This is a genomic window from Streptomyces zinciresistens K42, from assembly GCF_000225525.1.
GTDB classification, from domain to species: Bacteria; Actinomycetota; Actinomycetes; order Streptomycetales; family Streptomycetaceae; genus Streptomyces; species Streptomyces zinciresistens.
In genome coordinates, this window is the sequence record NZ_AGBF01000017.1 from 50,420 (window position 1) to 72,032 (window position 21,613).

The window sequence follows — 21,613 nt, forward strand, 5'->3', positions numbered from 1 at the left end:
ACACAGCGAAGCGCCCGTTCCCCGACTGCACCTCGGGGAGCGGGCGCTTCTTCGGCGGCCGTCGCGGATCCGAGGCCGTGCGGACAGGAGGTGGGTCACTCGCCGATCAGGGCGTCCACGAAGGCTTCCGGCTCGAACGGCGCCAGGTCGTCAGCGCCCTCGCCCAGGCCGATGAGCTTCACCGGCACACCCAGCTCCCGCTGGACGGCCACGACGATGCCGCCCTTGGCGGTGCCGTCCAGCTTGGTGAGCACGATGCCCGTGATGTCGACGACCTCGGCGAAGACGCGCGCCTGCACGAGGCCGTTCTGCCCGGTGGTGGCGTCCAGGACGAGCAGCACCTCGTCGAGCGGGGCGTGCTTCTCCACGACGCGCTTGACCTTGCCGAGCTCGTCCATGAGCCCGGTCTTGGTGTGCAGGCGCCCGGCGGTGTCGATGAGCACGACGTCGCAGCCCATCTCCTTGCCCTCCTTCACCGCGTCGAAGGCGACGGAGGCGGGGTCGCCGCCCTCCGGCCCGCGCACGGTGTAGGCGCCGACGCGCTCGCCCCAGGTCTGGAGCTGGTCGGCGGCGGCGGCACGGAAGGTGTCGGCGGCGCCCAGGACCACGCTGCTGCCGTCGGCCACCAGGACGCGGGCGAGCTTGCCGGTGGTGGTGGTCTTGCCGGTGCCGTTGACGCCGACGACCATGACGATGCCGGGCCCGCTCGCCTCCGGCTCGGTGCGGACCGTGCGGTCCAGGTCGGGGCCGACCAGCTTGAGCAGTTCCTCGCGCAGCAGGCCGCGCAGCTCCTCGGGGGTGCGGGTGCCGAGCACCTTGACGCGCGCGCGCAGCCCGTCGACGAGCTCCTGGGTGGGCTGCACGCCGACGTCGGCGGTGAGGAGGATGTCCTCGATCTCCTCCCAGGTGTCCTCGTCGAGGTGCTCGCGCGACAGGAGCGTGAGCAGCCCCTTGCCCAGGGCGTTCTGCGAGCGGGACAGGCGGGTGCGCAGCCGGATCAGCCGGCCGGCGGTGGGCTCCGGGACCTCCAGCTCGGTCGGCGCGAGCTCCTCGGCGACCGGGGGTTCCCCGACGGCGGTCGTGCCGCCGGGGAGGTCCACCTCCTCGATCGTCCGGCGCGGCTCGTCGCGCGGTGTCTCGGCCTCGTCGCCGACGTGCGGCTCGGCCGGGGGGGCGGTGATGTCGGGGGCGGCGGGCGGCGGGGGCGGCTGCTTCTTGCGGCGGGTGCCGACGACGAGCCCGCCGATCGTGCCGAGGACCACCACGGCGATGACTACAGCAAGGATGACGATGTCCATAACGCGTCCAGTATCGGCCATGGAGTCCCGGGACGGCCCTATGGATGTCTGACACACCGTCAGCTAAGGTCCGCCTTCACAGCCGCCCGGTGAAGGGGGACCCCGATGCCCGTCACGGTCGTACGCTTCAACCTCGTCGAGCCCGGCGCGCGCCCCGCCTCCCTCCGGGACCGCTACCGGGCGGCCCTGGAGATGGCCGCGTACGCCGACGAGCACGGGATCTCCACCGTGCAGACCGAGGAGCACCACGGCGCCGACGACAACTGGATGCCCTCGCCGTTCGCGTTCGCCGCGGCGGTCTTCGGGGCGACACGGCGGCTGGCGGTCACGGTCTCGGCGATCATCGGCCCGCTGCACGACCCGCTGCGGCTCGCCGAGGAGATCGCCGTACTGGACCTGCTGAGCGGCGGCCGGCTGGTGACGGTGGCCGGAATCGGGTACCGGCCCGAGGAGTACGCCCTGTTCGACGTGGAGTGGAAGCGGCGCGGCCGGCTCCAGGACGAGCTGCTGGAGACCCTGCTGGCGGCGTGGACCGGCGAGGAGTTCCACTACCGCGGCCGTACGGTGCGGATCACGCCCCGGCCGTTCACCGAGCCGCATCCGCCGCTGCTGGTGGGGGGCTCCTCCGAGGCCGCCGCGCGCCGGGCCGCCCGCCTCGGCCTGCCGTTCTTCCCCAGCGCGCACCTGCCGGAACTGGAGGCGTACTACAAGGAGCGGCTGGTGGAGTACGGCACCGAGGGCTGGACGATGATGCCCGCCGCCGAGACGCCGCTGCTGCACGTCGCGGAGGACCCCGACCGGACCTGGGCGCGGTACGGCGCCCACTTCCTGCACGAGGCGCGCACCTACGCCTCCTGGCAGTCCGGCGGAATCCGCTCGGCGGTGCGCTCGGGGGCGCGGACGGTGCGGGAGCTGCGGGCCGAGGGCGTCTACCGGATCGTGACGCCCGAGGAGTGCGCGGCGCTGGGCGCCGACACCTACGTCCTGCACCCGCTGGCGGGCGGGATGCCGGTGGAGGAGGGGTGGCGCGGGCTGCGGCTGTTCTGCGAGCGGGTGCTGCCCCGGCTCGGCGCCTGACGTCCGCGGGCCCGCGCCGCCCCCGCGCTCAGCCCATCTCCTCCAGCTTCTTGCCCTTGGTCTCGGGCACGAACCTGAGGATGAACGGGATGGAGAGGAAGGCGAACACCGCGTACATGACGTAGGTGAGCGACAGGTTCCACTCCGCGAGGTCCGGGAAGGTGATCGTGACGACCCAGTTGGCGATCCACTGGGCCGAGGCGGCCACGCCCAGGGCGGCGGCGCGGATCCTGTTCGGGAAGACCTCGCCCAGCATGACCCAGACGACCACGCCCCAGGAGAGGGCGAAGAAGAGCACGAAGGCGTTGGCGGCGATCAGCGCCACGTAGCCCTGCGCGGCCGGCAGCGGGTCGCTGCCGTTCTGGAACGAGAAGGACCAGGCCGCCGCCGCGAGCGAGATGCCCATGCCGACGGAGCCGATGAGCGCGAGCGGCCTGCGGCCGATGCGGTCCACGAAGATCATCGCGATCACGGTGCCGATGATGTTGACGATCGAGGTCTCGAACGAGTAGAAGAACGAGCTCGACGGGTCGACGCCGACGGACTGCCACAGCAGGTTCGAGTAGTAGAAGATGACGTTGATGCCGACCAGCTGCTGGAAGACGGAGAGGCCGATGCCGATCCACACGATGGGCAGCAGGCCGAACCGGCCGCCGAGCAGGTCCTTGAACGTCGACTTGTGGTCGCCGCGCATGGCCCGCTCGATCTCGGCGACACGGGCGTCCAGGTCGACGCCGCCCTCGACGTCGGCGAGGACCTTCCTGGCGTCGCCGATGCGGCCGGCGCCGATCAGGAAGCGCGGGGACTCGGGGATGGCGAACGACAGCAGGCCGTAGACGAGGGCCGGCAGGAGCATCACGCCGAGCATCCACTGCCAGGCTTCCAGGCCCGCGACCGTGCCGCGCTCCCTGCCGTCGGCCAGGTTGAGGATCGCCCAGTTCACGAGCTGGGAGACCGCGATGCCGATGACGATGGCCGCCTGCTGGAAGGAGGCGAGCCGGCCCCGGTAGGCGGGCGGGGCGACCTCGGCGATGTAGGCCGGGCCGATCACGGAGGCCATGCCGATGGCGATGCCGCCGAGGACGCGCCAGGCGGCGAGGTCCCAGGCGGCGAAGGGCAGGGCGGAGCCGACGGCGCTCACGGCGAACAGCACCGCCGCGATCTGCATGACGCGGATCCGGCCGATGCGGTCGGCTATGCGGCCGGCGATCGCGGCGCCCAGGGCGCTGCCGAGCAGGGCACTGGCGGCGACGGTGCCGGTGACCCCGGAGCTGAGGTCGAACCGGGCCTGGATGCCGCCGTTGGCCCCGTTGATGACGGAGCTGTCGTAGCCGAAGAGGAAGCCGCCCATGGCGGCCGCCGCGGTGATGAAGACGACGTGCCCCAGATGTTCGGGGTGCGCCGTCCTGCCCGCCGGCGTGGGGGCCTTCGCTGTGCTGGTCACGTGTACTCCTCGGGCCACCGGCAACACTGCCGGGTGGGGGTCAGCCGCTTCAGATGGCGATATCTGAAGACAAGAACAACGTTGCAGACCCTATTCCTTCAGGTTCCGAAGTCGTTACCGGTACGACTGTGAGATTCGAGACGTGACGAAGCGACACGTGTTCATTCCTTGAAGAAACGGAGGAGGTCAGCGGAGCCGCTGGCTGATGACCTTCGAGACGCCGTCGCCCTGCATGGAGACGCCGTACAGCGCGTCGGCGACCTCCATCGTGCGCTTCTGGTGCGTGATCACGATGAGCTGCGAGGCCTCCTGCAGCTCCTGCATGATGCGGATCAGCCGCTGGAGGTTGGTGTCGTCGAGAGCGGCCTCGACCTCGTCCATGACGTAGAACGGGCTGGGCCGGGCCTTGAAGATCGACACCAGCATGGCGACGGCCGTCAGCGACCGCTCGCCGCCGGAGAGCAGGCTGAGCCGCTTGACCTTCTTGCCCGGCGGGCGGGCCTCGACGTCGATGCCGGTGGTGAGCATGTTGTCGGGGTCGGTGAGGACCAGCCGCCCCTCGCCGCCGGGGAACAGCCGGCTGAAGACGCCCTCGAACTCACGGGCGGTGTCCCGGTACGCCTCGGTGAAGACCTGCTCGACGCGCTCGTCGACCTCCTTGACGACCTGGAGCAGATCCGCGCGCGTCTTCCTCAGGTCCTCCAACTGCTCACTGAGGAAATTGTGCCGCTCCTCCAGCGCCGCGAACTCCTCCAGCGCCAGCGGGTTGACCTTGCCGAGCTGCTGGTAGGCGCGCTCGGCCGCCTTGAGCCGCTTCTCCTGCTCGGCGCGCGCGAACCGCCGGGGCTGGTTGCGCGGGTGCCCGGGGTCCTCGGGCAGTTCCTCACCATCGGCGGGCGGCGACGGCGGCACCGGCTGGTGCGGGCCGTACTCGGAGACGAGGCCCGCCGGCTCCACGCCCAGCTCCTCCAGCGCCCTGGTCTCCAGCTGCTCGATCCGCATCCGCTTCTCGGCGCCCAGAACCTCGCCGCGGTGCACGGAGTCGGTCAGCTTGTCGAGTTCGGCCTTGACGTCGCGGCCCGCGGTACGGGCGGCGGCGAGCTCCTGCTCACGGCGGGCCTTCGCCGCCTCCGCCGCGGCGCGCTCCCGCTCGGCGCGGGCCAGGGACACCTCGACGTGCGCGAGCAGCTGCCGGGCGCCGGAGGCCACGGCCTGCGCGACGGCCGCCTCGTGCCGCAGCCGGGCCGTGCGCTGCTCGGCACGCGCGCGTGCCTCACGCTCCGCGCGGGCGGCCCGGTCCAGCGAGTCGGCGCGTCCGGCCAGCCCCTTGACGCGTTCCTCGTGGGTACGGACCTGGAGGCGGGCCTCCATCTCGGTCTGGCGCGCGTTGGCGCCGTCGGCCGCGAGCCGGTCCCGCGCCGAGGTGTCGGGCTCCTCGTCGACCGGCATCTCCTCGGCGACGGCCAGCCGTTCGGCCAGCTCCTCGGCGTCCCCGAGTGCCTTGTCGAGCGCCTCCTGGGCGCGCGCGGCGGCGGCGACCGAGCGCTCGGCCTCGCCCGCGGCACCGCGCGCCTGCCCGGCGAGCCCGCCGAGCTGCTGCGCGACGGCCGACTTCTCCCGGTCCGCGGTCCTGCGCCGCTCCCCCAGCTCCTCCACCAGCGCAGCGCACTCGGCACGCCGCCCGGCCGCCGCGTGCTGCGCCCCGGTCAGCTCCTCGCACCGCACGGCGAGCCGCTCCAGTTCGTCGGCGGCCTCGTCCACGGAGGCCCGCACCTCGATCAGGCTCGGCGCCCCGGCGGAACCGCCGTGCGCGAAGTGCGCGCCCAGCAGGTCGCCCTCGGCGGTCACCGCGGTGAGCGCGGGGTGCGCGTGGACCAGGTCCTCCGCGTCCTCCAGGGTGCCGACGACGACGATGCCGCGCAGCAGCCGGCGTACGGCGGGCAGCAGCTCCCCGGGGCCCGCGACCAGGTCCGCGGCATACGTCAGCCCGTCCCCGCGCGGCTCGTCGGGTACGCCGCCCGGGGCGCCGGCCGGCAGGAGCGCGGCCCGTCCGCCGTCCTGTTTGCGCAGCAGCCGGATCGCCTCCGCGGCGGCGGCCGGTGAGCTGACGGCGACCGCGTCCGCCGCCGCGCCGAACGCGGCCGTCAGCGCGGTCTCGTGGCCGGGGGTGACGGTCAGCAGTTCCGCCGCCGGGCCGAGGAGGCCGGTCAGCCGGTCGCGGGCGCCGAGCAGGCTCCCGGTGCCGTCCTTGCGGCGCAGGCCCAGCGCCAGCGCCTCGTGGCGGGCCTGGGTCGCGGCACGCCGCCGCTCGGTCGCGGTGACCGCCTCGCGTGCCTCGGTGAGGGCGGCCTCGGCCTCCGCGAGCCGGGCCCTCGCGCTCTCGTGCCGCCCGGCGAGTTCGGCGTCCCCCGCGTCGAGTCCGTCGACCTCCGCCCGCAGCACCTCGTACTCCTGCTGGGCGGCGGCGGCGCGCTCCTGGGCCGCGTCGCGCGCGGCGGCGAGCCGGTCGATCTCGGACTGGGCCGCGGCGGCGCGTGAACGGGCCGCGTTGACCTGCCCGTTCAGCCGGGCGAGCCCTTCGCGGCGGTCGGCGATGGCACGGGCGGCGTCCTTCAGCCGGCGCTCCTCCAGGGCGAGTTCACGCTCCAGGTCGGCGCGGTGGGCGACGGTGTCCTCCAGGGCACGTTCGGCCGCCTCCAGCGCCGCTTCCAGCTCGGCCTCCTGCTCACGGACGCGGGCGGCCTCGCGCTCCATGTCCTCGGGGTCGCGGCCGCGGCGCTCCTCCGGCGGCGCGGACGTCGCGCTCTTCACGCGCGCGTCGGCCAGTGAGACCGTGCCGCGCACCCGCTCGGCGAGCTGCGAGAGCTCGTACCAGGTCTGCTGGGCGCGGTGCAGCCGGGGGGCCAGCTGCCGCACCTCGTCCTCCAGCGCGCCCTCGCGCTGGAGGGCCCGGCGCAGCTCCTGCTCGGCGCTCTCCTTGCGCTCCTTCAGGGCGGCCTCGTCGGCGACCTCGGCCCGCAGCGCCTGGCGCAGCCGTACGAGGTCGTCGGCGAGCAGGCGCAGCCGGGCGTCGCGCAGGTCGGCCTGGATGACGGCGGCCCTGCGGGCGACGGCGGCCTGGCGGCCCAGGGGCTTGAGCTGGCGGCGCAGTTCGTCGGTGAGGTCCTGCACGCGCGCGAGGTTGGCCTGCATCGCGTCCAGCTTGCGCAGCGCCTTCTCCTTGCGCTTGCGGTGCTTGAGGACGCCGGCGGCCTCCTCGATGAAGGCGCGCCGCCCCATGGGGTCCGCGTGCAGGACGGAATCGAGCTGGCCCTGGCCGACGATGACGTGCATCTCACGGCCGATGCCGGAGTCGGAGAGCAGCTCCTGGATGTCCAGCAGACGACAGGTGTCGCCGTTGATCTGGTACTCGCTGCCGCCGTTGCGGAACATGATCCGCGTGATGGTGACCTCGGCGTACTCGATGGGCAGCGCGCCGTCGGAGTTGTCGATGGTCAGGGACACCTCGGCACGCCCCAGCGGAGGGCGGCCGGTGGTGCCGGCGAAGATGACGTCCTCCATCTTGCCGCCGCGCAGCGACTTCGCGCCCTGCTCGCCCATGACCCAGCTGAGGGCGTCCACGACGTTGGACTTGCCCGACCCGTTCGGGCCGACGACACACGTGATGCCGGGCTCGAACCGGAGCGTGGTCGCCGAGGCGAACGACTTGAACCCCCGGAGGGTCAGGGCCTTGAGGTGCACGCCGCCGGACTCTACCGCCCGGGGATGTCCCGCTCCATGAACGAACGGTTTCGCCGTTGAACGCGCAGGGCACACCAGACGTGAAGAGGGTGAAAGGATGCGCGGGCCGACAACCCGCGGAGGCGGGGCGGGCACCACGGGGCGACGGGGGCGCAGACGACAAGAAAGAAGGGACGCCGAGGCGTCCCTTGCGACTTCCGACGGCCGAGGGGACCGGCCGTCCGACGACTGAGCGGTTGGATACGGGCACCCCGACCAATGCGGTGCTGTCGTGGAGCGGTGCAGTGATCAGGTGAGCGCAGGCTCCGCCTGGTGTGCGTCGATGCTCTCCATGATCCTGTCGTGAGAAGCGGCAGCCTGCAGCGCGTCGTTCTCCGCCTGGATCCGGCCGAGCTCGGATTCCAGGTCCTGGACACGCTGCTGGAGCCGTCGCATCTCGGCGAGGAGTCGCGGGTCGGAGCCGCCGACGTAACCGAGAAGCGCCTTTGCCATGATGGATGGTCCTCCACACTGAGTGACCGACCGAAGCGGTGTGGGTCGTGAGGGATTCGCACCCGCGGCTGCCTGACGGACAGGAGATGTGCTGCCGTTCAGCCACGCCAAACAGCTGAGGTGCGCGGGGCTTTCAGCGTCTCACCAAAAAGTTTGACGGTCAACACGATCACAGCCCGTATCGGCGGGAAACCCGGGGCGCCCGCCCGGCCCGCGGCGGTGCGGCGACTCCTGCGGGCCCCTGGGGGCACGGCGGTCATCCGTGGGGGGCGAGCCTGCCACTACGGGCCGTTCTTGGCAACCACCTGCCGCTTTTCACCGGGGGCGGGCGCCGCGAGCGGATGCCCGCGCCCGCTCGGGGGCCGGTTCGCGGATCCGGCTCAGCGGATGGCGAAGCCGTCGTACCCGCCGCGAGGTGTGTCCCAGATCTCGGTGACGCCGTCCACCCGTCCGGGCGTGTCGTCGCCCTGGAGCCAGTCGAGGAGTCCCTCGCAGCCGCCGCGGGCGCCCTCCGCGACCACCTGCACCCGGCCGTCGTCCAGATTGAGAGCAAAACCACTCAGCCCGCCGATCTCCAGGGCCTTGGCCCGTGTGAACCAGCGGAAACCCACGCCCTGGACCCGTCCGCGCACCCAGGCGACCAACCGCACATCCTCGCTCATGACGGCAACCTAGCGGTCCGATGTCGCACAGGGCACTTCCTCCCCCGGCGCCATGCGGTACCGTCCCGACCCAATGAATCTCATATGAAACTCACTCGATCGTGTGAGTTGTGTGAGGACGTCGAGACCGACCGCAGGGACGAGGAAGGCCAGGACATGGGACGCCACCGACGCTCCGACGCCGACCGCGCCGGAGGCCGCGCCCCGGGCGTCACGCGGACGGACGGCTCGGACACGCAGAGCCGCGACCCGCTGAACCCGAACGGCGACCGCCCCGTCATGGGCATCGCGCCCTACCTGAACCCGGAGGCGTACGCGGAGGCCTACGCCAGGAGCGACGCGTACCTGTTCGCCTCGGAAGACGGCCGCGACGGCTACGACCGGCTCACCGCCGCCACGACCTTCCCGGACGACGGGACGGCCGTGTTCCGCAGTGCCGGCTTCAGCCCCGACGCCGGGGCCCCGCGGCCGGGCGGCGGTCACCGACGCCGAAAGAAGAAGGCCGTCGCCCCGGTGAAGACCGGGCTGCTCGGCGTCTCTGCGGCGGTCGCCCTGGGCACCGTCGCGGTGGCCACGGGCGTGGTCCCCGGCATCGGCGACTACAAGCTCGGCGGCGGCAGCGGCGCGGACCGGGTGCAGGCTGCCGACAGCCCGACCAACCTGCCCAGCGAGCTGGGCGGCACGTCGGGGAGCGCCGGGGAACTGCCGAGCGGCGGCCCCACGAGCCCCGAGGTGCGGCGGCCCGGCTCGCCGACGCCGTCGACGCCGCCGTCGTCGTCGGCCGCGCCCTCGAAGACCCCGTCGGAGAAGCCGTCGGCGACACCCGGCGAGAAGCCGGCCCGGACGCCGTCCCGCAAGGCGGCGAAGGCCCCGGAGAAGAAGCCGGAACCGCCTCGCGGCGCACAGAGGACCGAGGCGCCGGTGACGGTGTCCGCGGAGGCCGCCGCCTCGGCCGAGGTGCTGAGGCTCGTCAACGTCGAGCGGGTCCAGGCGGGCTGCAGCCCGGTCGCCGCCAACAGCGGGCTGTCCGACCTCGCGCAGAACTTCACCGAGGACATGGCGAAGCGCGGCTTCTTCGACCACACCGACCCCGACGGCGCCTCCCCCTGGGACCGGGCCGCGAAGGCCGGCGTCACCGGCCTGGCCGCCGAGAACATAGCCCGCGGCCAGGCGGACGCCGCCGCGGTGATGCAGGCATGGATGAACAGCCCCGGTCACCGGGCGAACATCCTGAACTGCGACTTCAAGACCCTGGGCGTCGGCGTGGACCTGAGCGCCGGCGGCCCTTGGTGGACACAGAACTTCGGCTACTGAGCCTGCCGCGGACACATCCGCACACGCGCGTGGGGCGCCCTCCTCGATGCGGGAGGGCGCCCCACGCGCGCGTGTGTGCGGGCTTCACGCGGGGCCCGCAGGTCTCGGACCCGGCGGGTGCGCGGCCGACGGACGGCCCTGACAGCTCAGACGGCCCTGACAGCTCAGACGGCTCAGACGGCGACCGCCGCGCGGCCGTGGGCGAAGACCGTCGCGGTCTCGGCCACGCGGCGGCCCAGGTGCTCGGCCGTGGCGACGTCGGCCTTGTGCACCGCCTCGACACCCTCGTCCGCGTTGGTCTGGGCGGCGGCGCCGGCGAAGACGCCGAGGCGGTTGAGGTCGTTCTCGGAGCCGGCGCTGTGGTTCCAGCCGGGGAGCAGTCCGAGGTTGATCCAGTGCATGCCGAGCTGGGCGGCGAGGATCTGGAAGTACTGGAGCGTGTGGAGCTTGTCGCCGCTCTTGGAGGCGGAGTTGGTGAAGCCCGCGGCCAGCTTGTCCGCCCAGGCCCGCTCGGCCCAGCGCTTGGAGGTGGCCTCCGCGAAGGCGTGGAAGGCGCCGGACGCGGTGCCCATGTAGGTGGGCGATCCGAACACGATGGCGTCCGAGGCGTCGAGGGTGGCCCACTGCTCCTCGGTGATCTCGTCCACCTTGATCAGGTGCACCTGGGCGCCGGCCTCCGCGGCGCCCGCGCGCACGGCCTCGGCGATGACGGCGGTGTGGCCGAAGCCGGAGTGGTAAGCGATGGACACGACAGGGGAAGTCACTAAGGCACTCCTGAATAGGCAGGTCGTTGGCGGTGACCCCAGGAAAGCACTAACTTCTAGTTAGTGCAACCTACGGGTTAGCGCTGCATTCGAGTATGCTTGCGATATGGAGACCACGACGGAGCCCGGACAGGCGCAGGACCTCCCGTACAACGTGTTCGCCAAGTCCTGCCCGTCACGCGGCACGCTGGAGCACGTCACGGGCCGCTGGGGCGGGCTGACGCTGTGCGCCCTGTTCGAGGGCTCGCTGCGCTTCAACGAGCTGCGCCGCCGGGTGGACGGCGTCAGCGAGAAGATGCTGTCGCAGACCCTGCACGCGCTGGAGCGCGACGGACTGGTGCACCGCGAGGCCCAGCCGACGAATCCGCCGCGCGTGGACTACGAACTGACCCCGATGGGCCGCGGCGTGGCCGAGCGGCTGACGGGCCTCATCCACTTCGTGGAGGGGCAGATGGACGACGTGCTCGCGGCACGCCGGCACTACGACGAGACGCGCGGCGCCCTCTGACACCTCGGGCAGAAGTAGCTGGACCTGTTCATCCAGGCCCGCCTGCGTATCGCGGTGCCGCAGCGGCCGCACGGCAGACCCTCGCGGCCGTAGGCGTCGAGCGAGCGGTCGAAGTAGCCGGACTCGCCGTTGACGTTGACGTACAGGCTGTCGAAACTCGTGCCGCCCACCGACAGCGCGGCGTTCATCACGTCCCGGGCGTGGCCGAGGAGTTCGAGCACACGGGGGCGGGTGAGGGCCGGGGTGGGGCGGTCGTAGTGGAGGCGGGCGCGCCACAGCGCCTCGTCCGCGTAGATGTTGCCGACACCGCTGATCAACGACTGGTCGAGCAGGGCCCGTTTGACGGTCGTCCGCCTGCGGCGCAGCGCCTGGACGAAGAGTTCGTCGTCGAAGAGCGGGTCGAGCGGATCGCGGGCGATGTGGGCGATGACGTCCGGCAGTCCGCCGGGGGTGGTGTCGTGCAGCGACAGGCCGCCGAAGGTGCGCTGGTCGACGAAGCGCAGTTCCGTGCCGAGGTCGTCGGCGAAGCGGACCCTGACGCGCAGGTGCTTCTCGGCGGGCGCCTCGTGCGGCTGGACCAGCAGCTGGCCGCTCATGCCGAGGTGCGCCAGGACCGACTGGCCGGTGTCCTCCAGCGGCAGCCACAGGTACTTGCCGCGCCGGCTCGGGGTGCCGATCCGGTGCCCCTTGAGCCGGTGCGCGAAGTCGTCCGCGCCGGTGAGGTGGCGGCGCACCGCGCGCGGGTGCAGCACCTCGGCGTCGGCGACGGTGCGGTGGGCGACCCACCGCTCCAGGCCGCGCCGGACGACCTCGACCTCGGGCAACTCGGGCATGGGACCCCCGTACGCACCTCGCGGGTACGGTCCGAGTGCCCGCCCCTCGGCGGGGTGCGGGCACTCGGGCCGTGCTGTTTCGGTCAGGCGGACGCCGACGCGTCGGCGTCGTGCTCGGCGGCGGACGGCGCCGCTCCGGCACGCTCGTCCGCGGCGGCCTTGATCGACAGCCAGGCGGACTCCGCCGCCTGCTGCTCCGCCTCCTTCTTGCTGCGGCCGGTGCCGGTGCCGTACGAGACGCCTCCGACGCGGGCGGCAGCGGTGAAGGTCTTCTCGTGGTCGGGGCCGGTCTCCGTGACCAGGTACTCGGGGACGCCGAGCCCCTCGGTCGCGGTCAGCTCCTGGAGACTGGTCTTCCAGTCCAGGCCGGCACCGAGATTCGAGGACTTCTCGATCAGGGGGTCGAACAGGCGGTGCACGAGCTCCCCCGCCGCGTCCAGGCCCTGGTCGAGATAGACCGCGCCGATCACCGCTTCCAGGGTGTCGGCGAGGATGGATGCCTTGTCCCGGCCGCCCGTGCCCTCTTCACCGCGGCCGAGCCGGATGAAGGAGCCCAGGTCGAGCCCGCGGCCGACCTCCGCCAGCGCACGCGAGTTGACCACCGCGGCCCGCAACTTGGCCAACTGGCCTTCGGGCAGGTCGGGGTGGGTCCGGTACAGCGTGTCCGTGACCACGAGGCCGAGCACGGAGTCCCCGAGGAACTCCAGGCGCTCGTTGGTCGGCAGACCGCCGTTCTCGTACGCGTACGAGCGATGGGTCAGCGCACGCACCAGAAGGGCGGACTCGAGCTGGTACCCGAGCCGCCCTTCCAACAGCGTGTGGGACGAGGCCTGGTTGTCCGCTGCGTTCTTCCTGGGCGTGGACACAGTGCCTCTCACCAGCCGCTCAGACCTCGAGGACCTGGCGCTTGTTGTAGGTGCCGCAAGACGGGCACGCGATGTGCTGCAGCTTGGGCTCGTGGCAGCGCTCGCACGCAACCAGGGTGGGGACCGCAGCCTTCCACTGCGACCGGCGGTGGCGCGTGTTGCTGCGCGACATCTTCCGCTTCGGAACAGCCACGGCTACTTCTCCTGCTTCTCGTCGGCGCCCGCTTCCGCGTCGGCGCCGCTGATCTCGTCGTTCTCGCCGTCTCCGAGTGAACCGGCGAGTCCCTGCAGTGCCGCCCAACGGATGTCGACGGCGTCGTGGTGGTGGTCCGGGTCGTCCGCGAGGCGTGCGCCGCAGTCGGCGCACAGTCCCGGGCAGTCGTCCTGGCACACCGGCTGCATCGGCAGTGCGAGCACCACCGCATCACGCAGCACGGGTTCGAGGCCGAACAGGCCGTCCTCGAGAAAGAGCCTGTCCTCGTCGTCCTCGGCGTCGTCGCCCGGTTCCGCAGTGGCGCGGCCCCGGTCGTCGGCGTCAGGGTACGAGAACATCTCCTGGAAGTCCGCCTCCGCATCGAGCTGAAGCGGCTCCAGACACCTTACGCACTCCCCCTCGGCCCGTGCACGGGCGGTGCCTGTGACGAGCACCCCTTCCATGACCGACTCAAGGCGGAGTTCGAGCTCGACCGGGGCGCCTTCCGGCACTCCGACGACTCCCTGGATGCCGAGATCCTTGGGAGCGTCGACCGTGCGGGTCAGGCGCTGCAGCGCACCGGGCCGCCGTCCCAGCTCGTGCGTGTCGAACACGAGGGGGTTGCGGTGGTCGAGGCGGGCTGTCACGCCGTTCCTGCTTTCGATCTGCTGAGCTCGGAGATCACTGCCCCTCGGTGGTGCGGGCAGCGGAGATCGCGGACGTACACGCGACCGAAGAGCCAGGATACTGGACCTTTCGCTCATGGCCCAATCCGGTGCGGCGCTACTGGCCGCGGCCCTGCTCGTACGCCCTCAGCTGCTCCGGAGTGATCATGCCGGTGTCGAAGAGGCTGGTCTCGTCGAGCGCGTACGCCTGGTGGCCCTGGCCCTGGGCCTGGCCCGGGACCTGGGCCTGGGCCTGCTGCGGCTCGTAGGACGCCTGCTGCGGGTCGTAGCCCTGGTAGGCGTACGGGTCGGCCTGCTGGTAGCCGTAGGGGTCCTGCTGCTGGGCGTAGGCCGGCTGCTGCGGGTAGCCGCCGTAGGTGCCGGTCTGCTGGTAGCCGTAGGCCGGCTGCGGCTCGTAGGCGGGCTGGACGGGCGCGGCGGGCGGCTGCGGCCGGTACGCGGGCTGCGGGGGCACGGCCGCCGCCGGCTGGTCCGCCGCCGCGGTCTCCCGCCGGGCGAGCGCGGCGAGGTCGGCGAGGTAGTCGGCGTCGCTGGAGTGCTGGACGGTGCCGGTGTCGTCGGCGAGGGCGCCGAGGTCGTCGGTGGCGATGCGGCCGTGCAGCTTCTCGCGCCCGCGGACGACGGCCTCCAGGGTCTTGGCGAGGACCGCCTCGAACGCGCCGAGCTTGACGTCGATGTACGCGTCGGCGCTGCGGCGCAGGGTCTGCGGGTCGTGGCTGCGCTCGGGGGCGTCCTCGTCCTCGTGGCCGTTCTCGTCGGTGCCGGGGCCGGTGCCGAGGAGCTTCTCGCGGCCGCGCCCGACGGAGCCGAGGGTCTTGGTGAGCACGACCTCGAAGTTGGCGAGCTTGGAGTCGACGTACTCGTCGGCCTCCGCGCGGACCTCCTCGGCCTGCCTGCCGGCCTCGGCGAGGATGCGGTCCGCCTCGCCCTGCGAGCGGCGGGCGACCTCGGTGCCGGAGATCAGGGAGCCGCGCTCGGCGTGGGCTCCCCGGATGATCCGCTCGGCCTCCCGGCGGGCCTCCTCGACCATCTGCTCACGGCCGCCGATCAGTTCCTGGGCCTGGGCGAGCGAACCGGGCAGGGCCTTGCGGACCTCTTCGAGCAGGTCGAGCAGTTCGGCGCGGTTGACCACGCACGAGGCCGACATGGGCATCGACCGGGCACCGGAGACCGCGGCGACGATCTCGTCGAGCTTCTTCTGCACGTCCACCGTGTGCTCGCCACTCTCTACAGCCGTGATGGAGACGGACTCCACGACTGTAGCCCCCTCAGCGCTTGCGCAGGCGCTCGTCGAGCGCCTCCAGGACCACCGGCGGCACCAGGTGCGAGACGTCGCCTCCCCAGGTGGCGACCTCCTTGACCAGGGACGACGAGAGGAAGCTGTAGGTGGGGTTGGTGGGGACGAACAGCGTCTCCACGCCCGACAGGCCGTTGTTCATCTGGGCCATCTGCAGCTCGTAGTCGAAGTCGCTGACCGCGCGCAGGCCCTTGACGATCGCCGGGATCTCGCGCTGCTTGCAGAAGTCGACCAGGAGGCCGTGGAATGCCTCGATCCGGACGTTGCCGTACTCGGCGGTGACCTGGCGGATCAGATCCAGCCGCTCGTCGACCTCGAACAGGCCCTTCTTGGCCTTGTTGATCATGACGGCGACGTAGACCTCGTCGTACAGCCTGGAGGCGCGGGAGATGATGTCGAGATGTCCGTTGGTGATCGGGTCGAACGACCCGGGACAGACGGCGCGGCGCACTTGTGATCCCTCGCTCTCCGGTCCGGTCATCGTGCGTCTTCGCACGTAGAGGCGGCGCGACCGTACCAAAACGTTCCCTCGCCGTAGCGGCGGGCCCGGATCGCCTCGAAGCCGTCGGGCCAGCCGAACTCACCGCCTCTGGTGCTGCGCTCCACGGTGACGAGCGCCTCGGGCGCGAGCCAGCCTCCGGAGCGGAGTGTGAGCAGGATCTCGCGAAGATCGCCGTCCGGGACGGCGTACGGGGGGTCGAGGAAGACGAGGTCGTACGGCTCGGCCGGGGCCGGGTTCCGGATGATCTGCTCCGCTTTGCCCGACCGCACCTCCGCGCCGGGGAGACCGAGACCGCGCACGTTCTCCCGGACGACGCGGGCGGCGCGGGCGTCGGCCTCGACGAGGAGGGTGTGGGAGGCGCCGCGCGAGAGCGCCTCCAGGCCGACCGCGCCGGAACCGGCGTACAGGTCGAGGACCCGCTCCCCCTTCAGCGGGCCGCCGAGGAGCGACTGCCAGGTGGAGAAGAGACCCTCGCGCGCGCGGTCGGAGGTGGGACGGGTGCCTTGTCCTGGCGGGACTGCCAGGCGACGTCCGCCGGCTGCGCCGGCGATCACGCGGGTCATCTGTGGTCCTCGGGGTGGGCGGCTTTGGGTTCAAGTGTGGCTGGTCGCGCGGTTCCCCGCGTGCCTGGGGCGTCCCCGCTCACCCCTTTTCCAGGAACTGCTCGCGCTCCTCGTCGAGCAGGGCGTCCAGCGCCGTGCGCAGGCCGGGCAGCCGGGTCAGCTCCGGGTCGCGCGCCACCAGGCCCGTCGCCTCCTCGCGGGCCTCGGCGATGATCTCCTCGTCCTCGATGACCGCCAGCATCCGCAGGCTGGTGCGGGCGCCGGACTGGGCCTGGCCGAGGACGTCGCCCTCGCGGCGCTGTTCGAGGTCGATACGGGAGAGCGCGAAGCCGTCGAGGGTGGCGGCCACCGCGGTCAGGCGCTGCCGGGCGGGGCTCGCCTCCGGCATCTCGCTGACCAGGAGGCACAGACCGGGGGCGGCGCCGCGGCCGACCCGGCCGCGCAGCTGGTGGAGCTGGGAGACGCCGAAGCGGTCGGCGTCCATGATCACCATGGCGGTGGCGTTCGGCACGTTCACCCCCACCTCGATGACCGTCGTGGCGACCAGGACGTCGGTCTCGCCCGCGGCGAAGCGGCGCATGACGGCGTCCTTGTCGTCCGGGGCCATACGGCCGTGCAGCACCTCCACCGCGAGGCCCTGGAGGGGGCCGCGGGCGAGCTGGTCGGCCGTGTCCAGGACGGCGAGCGGGGGCCGCTTCTCGGCCTCGTCCTCGGGGGACTTCTTCCCGGCCGCCTTCTTCGGGTCGTCCTCCTCGTCCCCGATGCGGGGGCAGACGACGTACGCCTGATGGCCCTTGCCGACCTCCTCGCGCACCCGCTCCCAGGCGCGGGCGAGGAAGTGCGGCTTGTCGGCGGCCGGCACGACGTGCGAGGCGATCGGCGAGCGGCCCGCGGGCAGCTGGTCGAGGACGGAGGTCTCCAGATCGCCGAAGACCGTCATGGCGACCGTGCGCGGGATGGGTGTGGCCGTCATGACCAGCAGGTGGGGCGGCTGGTTGCCCTTGCCGCGCAGGGCGTCGCGCTGCTCGACGCCGAAGCGGTGCTGCTCGTCCACCACGACCAGCCCCAGGTCGTGGAACCGCACCTTGTCCTCGATCAGCGCGTGGGTGCCGATCACGATGCCCGCCTCGCCCGTGACGAGGTCGAGCAGGGCCTGCCGGCGGGCGGCGGCGCCCATGGACCCGGTCAGCAGGACGACCTTGGTCGCCTGTTCGGCCCCGCCGAGCATGCCGCCCTCGGCCAGCCCGCCCATCATCTCCACGACGGACCGGTGGTGCTGCTGGGCGAGCACCTCGGTCGGGGCGAGCATGGCCGCCTGGCCCCCGGCGTCCACGACGGCGAGCATGGCGCGCAGCGCCACCATGGTCTTGCCCGATCCGACCTCGCCCTGGAGCAGCCGGTGCATCGGGTGGTCGGTCGCCAGGTCGGCGAAGATCTCCGCGGAGACCTTGCGCTGGCCCTCGGTGAGGGTGAAGGGCAGCCGGGCGTCGAAGGCGGTGAGGAGGCCGTCGGGGGCGGGGCGGCGCGGGACCGCGGGGAGCTGGCCGTCGGCGTGCCTGCGGCGGGCGAGGGCGACCTGGAGGACGAATGCCTCGTCCCACTTCAGCCGGGCGCGGGCGTCCTCGATGTCGGCCTTGGTGTGCGGGCGGTGGATCTTGAGGAGGGCCTCGGGGAGGGTGACCAGGGCGCGGCCCTCGCGCAGGGCGGCGGGCAGCGGGTCGACCGCCTCCTGCGCGCCGGGCAGCACCGTCTGGATCGCCTTGCCGATCTTCCAGGACTCCAGCTTCGCGGTGGCGGGGTAGAGCGGGATCAGCGCGCCCGCCCAGCTCTCGACGGACTCCTCGCCCTCGCCCCGCAGCAGTTCGTAGGCGGGGTGGGCCAGTTGGAGGCGGCGGTTGAAGACGGAGACCTTGCCCGCGAACATCGCGCGGGTGCCCGGCAGGAGATCCTTGTGGGGCTTGTGAACGCCGTTGCCGAAGAAGACCAGTTGGAGCCGGCCGCTGCCGTCGGTGATGGTGACTTCGAGGCGCTGGCCCTTGCCCCGGGGGGCCTTGGACGAGGCGAAGGTGTGCAGGCGGGCGTCGGCCACCATGGCGACCACCGTGACGTGCTCGTCCATGGGGAGGTCGGCGAGGTGGGTGAGCTGGCCGCGCTCCTCGTAGCGGCGGGGGTAGTGGTGCAGCAGGTCGCCGACCGTGTGCAGGCCGAGGTGCTCGGCCATCACCTTCGCGGTGGCGGGGCCGAGCACCTTCTTCAGTGGTTCTTCCAGCGCGGGCACGGGATCCATTCCACACCACGGCACTGACATTGCCGTGGAGGTGGCGTCGGCGCTGAAGGTAAACGTCGCGGAAACCCCTGGTCAGACGGTTGGTTCCGGCCCTAGGATGGCGCGCTCCGGCCTTTCGCGGTCACCGCCTCACCGGGACCGCCCGACCCCGCGCCGTCGCCCCCTCCCCCCAACGGCGCCGTGACGATGGACTCCCAGACCTCACAGTCATCCCAGGCACCCCGGCCCTCCCGGTCGCCTCACACGTTCCAGGTCGACCTGCGCGGTCTGGTGGACCTGCTCTCCCATCACCTGTACTCCAGTCCGAAGGTCTATCTGCGCGAGCTGCTGCAGAACGCCGTCGACGCCATCACGGCCCGGCGCGCGCAGGAGCCCGGGGCCCCCGCCCTGGTACGGCTGTACGCCGAGGCGGGGTCGCTGCGCGTCGAGGACTCCGGGGTCGGGCTCACCGAGGCGGACGTGCACGACCTCCTCGCGACGATCGGCCGCAGCTCCAAGCGCGCCGAGTCCCTCCAGGAGGCCAGGTCCGGCTTCCTGGGCCAGTTCGGCATCGGCCTGCTGGCCTGCTTCGTGGTCGCGGAGCGGATCAGGGTGGTCAGCCGCAGCGCCCGCACCCCGGACGCGCCGCCCGTGGAGTGGACGGCGACGGACGACGGTTCGTACCGCGTGCGCACGCTGCCGCAGGACGCCCGCGCCGAACCGGGCACGACCGTGCACCTGGTGGCGCGGGCCGGGGCCGCGGAGTGGCTGGCGCCGGAGCGGGTCCTCGCCCTGGCACGGGACTTCGGCTCCCTGCTGCCGTACGACGTGCGGGTCGGGGACGAGGCGGTCACCGACCTCCCGGCGCCCTGGGACCGGCCCTACCCCTCCCCCGCCGCCCGCCGGGTGGCGCTCGCGCGGCACTGCCGGGACCTGTTCGGCTTCACGCCGCTGGACTGCGTCGGCCTCGACGTGCCGCTCGCGGGAATCCGCGGGGTGGCGTACGTGCTGCCCTCCGCGGTCAGCCCGGCGCAGCGGGCCGGGCACCGCGTCCACCTCAAGGGCATGCTCCTGACCGAGCGGGCCGAACAGCTGCTGCCCGACTGGGCGTTCTTCGTGCGCTGTGTGCTGGACACCGACAGCCTGCGGCCCACGGCCTCGCGCGAGTCGCTGTACGAGGACGAGACGCTGGCGGCGGTGCGCGAGGCGCTCGGTGAGCGCATCCGGTCCTGGCTGACCGGACTGGCGGCCGGCGACCCGGAGCGGCTGGCCGCCTTCCTGGAGGTGCACCACCTGGGCGTGAAGTCGCTCGCGCGGCACGACCGGGAGATGCTGCGCACGATGCTGCCGTGGCTGCCGTTCGAGACGAGCGACGGCAGGCTGTCCCTGGAGGAGTTCGCGCAGCGGCACCGCGTGGTGCACTTCACGCGGACCGTCGAGGAGTACCGGCAGGTCGCGCCGATCGCGGCCGCGCAGGGCGTGGGGGTCGTCAACGGCGGCTACACCTACGACAGCGAACTGGTCGAGGCGCTGCCCTCGGTGCGGCCGGGCACGGTCGTCGCGGAGCTGGACGCGGACACGGTGACCGCCCATCTGGACGCCGTGGAGCCGGCCGAGGAGCTGGCCCTTTCGGCGTTCCTGACGGCCGCGCGGGCCCAGCTGGACCCGCTCGGCTGCGACGTCGTGCTGCGCGCCTTCCATCCGCTGTCGGTGCCCGCGCTGCACCTGGACGACCGGGCGGCGCGGCACGAGCAGGCGCGCGCGCAGGCCGAGGAGCAGGCCGGCGACCTGTGGGCGGGCATCCTCGGCTCGCTGCGGGGCGGGGCGCCCCGCGCGCGGCTGGTGCTCAACCACCTCAACCCGCTGGTGCGGCGGATCGCCTCGCTGGGCGATCCGGAACTGATCGGCACGGCCACCGAGTCCTTGTACGGGCAGGCGCTGCTCAGGGCGCAGCGGCCGCTGAGGCCCGCCGACTCGGCGCTGCTGAACCGGTCCTTCATCGGCCTGCTGGAGTGGGCCACCAACGGCGAGGACGGGCGCTGATGAGTGAGATCGCGGACTTCGACGCACTGCGCCGGGCGATGGCGGAGAACGGCGAGCGGCCGGAGGGGCCCGCTCGCAACGCGCGCGCGGAGCACCTGCTCGCCGAGGCCGAGCGGCTGAACGTCCCGCTGGCGGTGATCGAGGCCCTCGGGCACCAGCTGAAGGTCTACAACTACAGCTCCGAGAAGGCGAAGATGTTCGTCCCCTTCGCGCGCCTGCTGCGCCTGTGGGACGAGCGGCCCGGGGACTTCGACGCGTACGAGACGCACACGCTGCACTGGGTCTTCAAGTGGATGTCGGCCGGAATGCTCGACCAGCCGCACATCCCGCTGGCCTCCGTCGAGAAGTGGCTCGGCGAGATGGAGCACCGCTACCGCCTCGCCGGGCACTCCGAACGGGCGGTGCGCAGCGCGGAGTTCAGCGTGGCGGCACATGTCGGCGACCTGGCGCGGGCGGAGCGGGCGTACACGTCCTGGCTGGCCGCCGACCGCGACGACATGGCCGACTGCCACGCGTGCGAGCTGCACGGGCAGGGCTGGTGGCAGGTCGTGCGGGGCCGGGACGAGGAGGCGCTGCGGCTGTGGGCGCCCGTCCTGGAGGGCGAGTTCGGCTGCGCGCACGAGCCGCACACGGTCCTCGCCTCGTCGCTGGCGCCGCTGCTGCGCCTCGGGCGCGCGGACGAGGCGCGCGCCAACCACCTGCGGGGCCTCAGGCTCGTACGGCCGATGGAGAGCATGCGCGCGGCCTACGCGGACCATGTCGAGTTCTGCGCGCTGACCGGCAACGAGGCACGCGCGCTGGAGCTGCTGGCGGAGCGGCAGGCGTACTTCACCGACGACGGCCAGCCGCGCAGCAGGCTGGACTTCCTGACCGTGGTGGCGCTGCTGATGGACCGGCTGTGCGCGCTCGGCCCGGACGACCGGCCGGTGCCCGGTCCGGCGGGGCGCGCGTGGACCGCGGGCGGACTCGCCGTCCACGCGCGCGAGGAGGCGCTGGCTCTGGCGGCGCTCTTCGACGCGCGCAACGGCACGGCGTACGTCGGCGAACGGGCACGCGCGCGCATG

The 21,613-nt window shown here is 72.6% G+C and carries 18 protein-coding genes and 1 pseudogene; 5 read left to right on the forward strand and 14 right to left on the reverse strand.

What is annotated here, in order from left to right; genetic code table 11:
• Positions 1 to 95: 95 nt before the first annotated feature.
• Positions 96 to 1,298 (reverse strand): signal recognition particle-docking protein FtsY, encoded by a 1,203-nt coding sequence (ftsY, locus tag SZN_RS08620; protein WP_007493370.1) that lies wholly within the window; start codon positions 1,296 to 1,298, stop codon positions 96 to 98.
• A 105-nt stretch (positions 1,299 to 1,403) separates the two neighbouring features.
• On the opposite strand from ftsY, the gene SZN_RS08625 reads away from it, so the two are divergent.
• Complete coding sequence (locus SZN_RS08625; protein WP_007493371.1) at positions 1,404 to 2,375, forward strand: LLM class flavin-dependent oxidoreductase; 972 nt, start codon at positions 1,404 to 1,406, stop codon at positions 2,373 to 2,375.
• A 28-nt stretch (positions 2,376 to 2,403) separates the two neighbouring features.
• Here SZN_RS08625 and SZN_RS08630 read toward each other — a convergent pair whose 3' ends face one another.
• The 4 genes from SZN_RS08630 to SZN_RS08645 all read right to left on the reverse strand — a co-directional run bounded on the left by SZN_RS08630 (position 2,404) and on the right by SZN_RS08645 (position 8,714).
• On the reverse strand, positions 2,404 to 3,819 hold the full coding sequence (locus tag SZN_RS08630) for a sugar porter family MFS transporter (protein ID WP_007493374.1): 1,416 nt from the start codon (positions 3,817 to 3,819) through the stop codon (positions 2,404 to 2,406).
• A gap of 186 nt (positions 3,820 to 4,005) precedes the next feature.
• On the reverse strand, positions 4,006 to 7,560 hold the full coding sequence (gene smc / locus SZN_RS08635; RefSeq protein ID WP_007493375.1) for a chromosome segregation protein SMC: 3,555 nt from the start codon (positions 7,558 to 7,560) through the stop codon (positions 4,006 to 4,008).
• Positions 7,561 to 7,848: 288 nt separating this feature from the next.
• Positions 7,849 to 8,052, reverse strand: coding sequence for a hypothetical protein (locus SZN_RS08640; RefSeq protein ID WP_007493378.1), 204 nt, complete (start codon positions 8,050 to 8,052; stop codon positions 7,849 to 7,851).
• A gap of 380 nt (positions 8,053 to 8,432) precedes the next feature.
• Positions 8,433 to 8,714 (reverse strand): acylphosphatase, encoded by a 282-nt coding sequence (locus SZN_RS08645; RefSeq protein WP_043729368.1) that lies wholly within the window; start codon positions 8,712 to 8,714, stop codon positions 8,433 to 8,435.
• Between the two features lie 156 nt (positions 8,715 to 8,870).
• On the opposite strand from SZN_RS08645, the gene SZN_RS08650 reads away from it, so the two are divergent.
• Positions 8,871 to 10,028, forward strand: coding sequence for a CAP domain-containing protein (locus SZN_RS08650; RefSeq protein ID WP_043729381.1), 1,158 nt, complete (start codon positions 8,871 to 8,873; stop codon positions 10,026 to 10,028).
• Between the two features lie 173 nt (positions 10,029 to 10,201).
• Here SZN_RS08650 and SZN_RS08655 read toward each other — a convergent pair whose 3' ends face one another.
• Positions 10,202 to 10,792 carry a flavodoxin family protein gene (locus SZN_RS08655; protein WP_043729372.1) on the reverse strand — a complete coding sequence of 197 codons (591 nt, stop codon included), beginning with the start codon at positions 10,790 to 10,792 and terminating at the stop codon, positions 10,202 to 10,204.
• A 106-nt stretch (positions 10,793 to 10,898) separates the two neighbouring features.
• On the opposite strand from SZN_RS08655, the gene SZN_RS08660 reads away from it, so the two are divergent.
• Positions 10,899 to 11,300 carry a winged helix-turn-helix transcriptional regulator gene (locus SZN_RS08660; protein ID WP_007493384.1) on the forward strand — a complete coding sequence of 134 codons (402 nt, stop codon included), beginning with the start codon at positions 10,899 to 10,901 and terminating at the stop codon, positions 11,298 to 11,300.
• Here the strand turns inward: SZN_RS08660 and mutM are convergent.
• The 8 genes from mutM to recG form a co-directional block, all read right to left on the reverse strand.
• Complete coding sequence (gene mutM / locus SZN_RS08665; RefSeq protein ID WP_007493386.1) at positions 11,273 to 12,133, reverse strand: bifunctional DNA-formamidopyrimidine glycosylase/DNA-(apurinic or apyrimidinic site) lyase; 861 nt, start codon at positions 12,131 to 12,133, stop codon at positions 11,273 to 11,275. The two genes, SZN_RS08660 and mutM, sit on opposite strands and share 28 nt — an antisense overlap.
• An 83-nt stretch (positions 12,134 to 12,216) precedes the next feature.
• Positions 12,217 to 13,011, reverse strand: a complete 795-nt coding sequence (rnc, locus tag SZN_RS08670) for a ribonuclease III (protein ID WP_425274423.1) — start codon at positions 13,009 to 13,011, stop codon at positions 12,217 to 12,219.
• Positions 13,012 to 13,018: 7 nt separating this feature from the next.
• Positions 13,019 to 13,192, reverse strand: a complete 174-nt coding sequence (gene rpmF, locus SZN_RS08675; protein WP_007493396.1) for a 50S ribosomal protein L32 — start codon at positions 13,190 to 13,192, stop codon at positions 13,019 to 13,021.
• Between the two features lie 2 nt (positions 13,193 to 13,194).
• Complete coding sequence (locus SZN_RS08680) at positions 13,195 to 13,839, reverse strand: YceD family protein (RefSeq protein ID WP_007493397.1); 645 nt, start codon at positions 13,837 to 13,839, stop codon at positions 13,195 to 13,197.
• Between the two features lie 136 nt (positions 13,840 to 13,975).
• On the reverse strand, positions 13,976 to 15,088 hold the full coding sequence (locus SZN_RS08685; protein ID WP_043729385.1) for an ATP synthase subunit B family protein: 1,113 nt from the start codon (positions 15,086 to 15,088) through the stop codon (positions 13,976 to 13,978).
• Between the two features lie 58 nt (positions 15,089 to 15,146).
• Positions 15,147 to 15,626: a pantetheine-phosphate adenylyltransferase gene (coaD, locus tag SZN_RS08690; RefSeq protein WP_007493399.1), complete on the reverse strand. Its 480-nt coding sequence runs from the start codon at positions 15,624 to 15,626 to the stop codon at positions 15,147 to 15,149.
• 26 nt (positions 15,627 to 15,652) lie between these two features.
• On the reverse strand, positions 15,653 to 16,240 hold the full coding sequence (gene rsmD, locus SZN_RS08695) for a 16S rRNA (guanine(966)-N(2))-methyltransferase RsmD (protein ID WP_007493400.1): 588 nt from the start codon (positions 16,238 to 16,240) through the stop codon (positions 15,653 to 15,655).
• A 79-nt stretch (positions 16,241 to 16,319) separates the two neighbouring features.
• On the reverse strand, positions 16,320 to 18,527 hold the full coding sequence (recG, locus tag SZN_RS08700) for an ATP-dependent DNA helicase RecG (RefSeq protein ID WP_007493401.1): 2,208 nt from the start codon (positions 18,525 to 18,527) through the stop codon (positions 16,320 to 16,322).
• Positions 18,528 to 18,713: 186 nt separating this feature from the next.
• Here recG and SZN_RS08705 point away from each other — a divergent pair, with 186 nt between their 5' ends.
• Both SZN_RS08705 and SZN_RS08710 read left to right on the forward strand, forming a co-directional pair.
• Positions 18,714 to 20,549, forward strand: a complete 1,836-nt coding sequence (locus SZN_RS08705; RefSeq protein WP_043729378.1) for an HSP90 family protein — start codon at positions 18,714 to 18,716, stop codon at positions 20,547 to 20,549.
• Positions 20,549 to 21,613 (forward strand): annotated as a pseudogene (locus SZN_RS08710) (tetratricopeptide repeat protein); the annotation flags it as partial. The gene SZN_RS08705 and the pseudogene SZN_RS08710, both read left to right, overlap by 1 nt.

What these genes read in the sequence shown, in the direction of transcription:
- SZN_RS08705 (WP_043729378.1), top strand. Translation starts at nt 18,714, where the DNA reads ATGGACTCCCAGACCTCACAGTCATCCCAGGCACCCCGGCCCTCCCGG.
- recG (WP_007493401.1), bottom strand. Translation starts at nt 18,527, where the DNA reads ATGGATCCCGTGCCCGCGCTGGAAGAACCACTGAAGAAGGTGCTCGGC.
- SZN_RS08625 (WP_007493371.1), top strand. Translation starts at nt 1,404, where the DNA reads ATGCCCGTCACGGTCGTACGCTTCAACCTCGTCGAGCCCGGCGCGCGC.
- SZN_RS08650 (WP_043729381.1), top strand. Translation starts at nt 8,871, where the DNA reads ATGGGACGCCACCGACGCTCCGACGCCGACCGCGCCGGAGGCCGCGCC.
- SZN_RS08660 (WP_007493384.1), top strand. Translation starts at nt 10,899, where the DNA reads ATGGAGACCACGACGGAGCCCGGACAGGCGCAGGACCTCCCGTACAAC.
- SZN_RS08645 (WP_043729368.1), bottom strand. Translation starts at nt 8,714, where the DNA reads ATGAGCGAGGATGTGCGGTTGGTCGCCTGGGTGCGCGGACGGGTCCAG.
- mutM (WP_007493386.1), bottom strand. Translation starts at nt 12,133, where the DNA reads ATGCCCGAGTTGCCCGAGGTCGAGGTCGTCCGGCGCGGCCTGGAGCGG.
- rsmD (WP_007493400.1), bottom strand. Translation starts at nt 16,240, where the DNA reads ATGACCCGCGTGATCGCCGGCGCAGCCGGCGGACGTCGCCTGGCAGTC.
- ftsY (WP_007493370.1), bottom strand. Translation starts at nt 1,298, where the DNA reads ATGGACATCGTCATCCTTGCTGTAGTCATCGCCGTGGTGGTCCTCGGC.
- SZN_RS08640 (WP_007493378.1), bottom strand. Translation starts at nt 8,052, where the DNA reads ATGGCAAAGGCGCTTCTCGGTTACGTCGGCGGCTCCGACCCGCGACTC.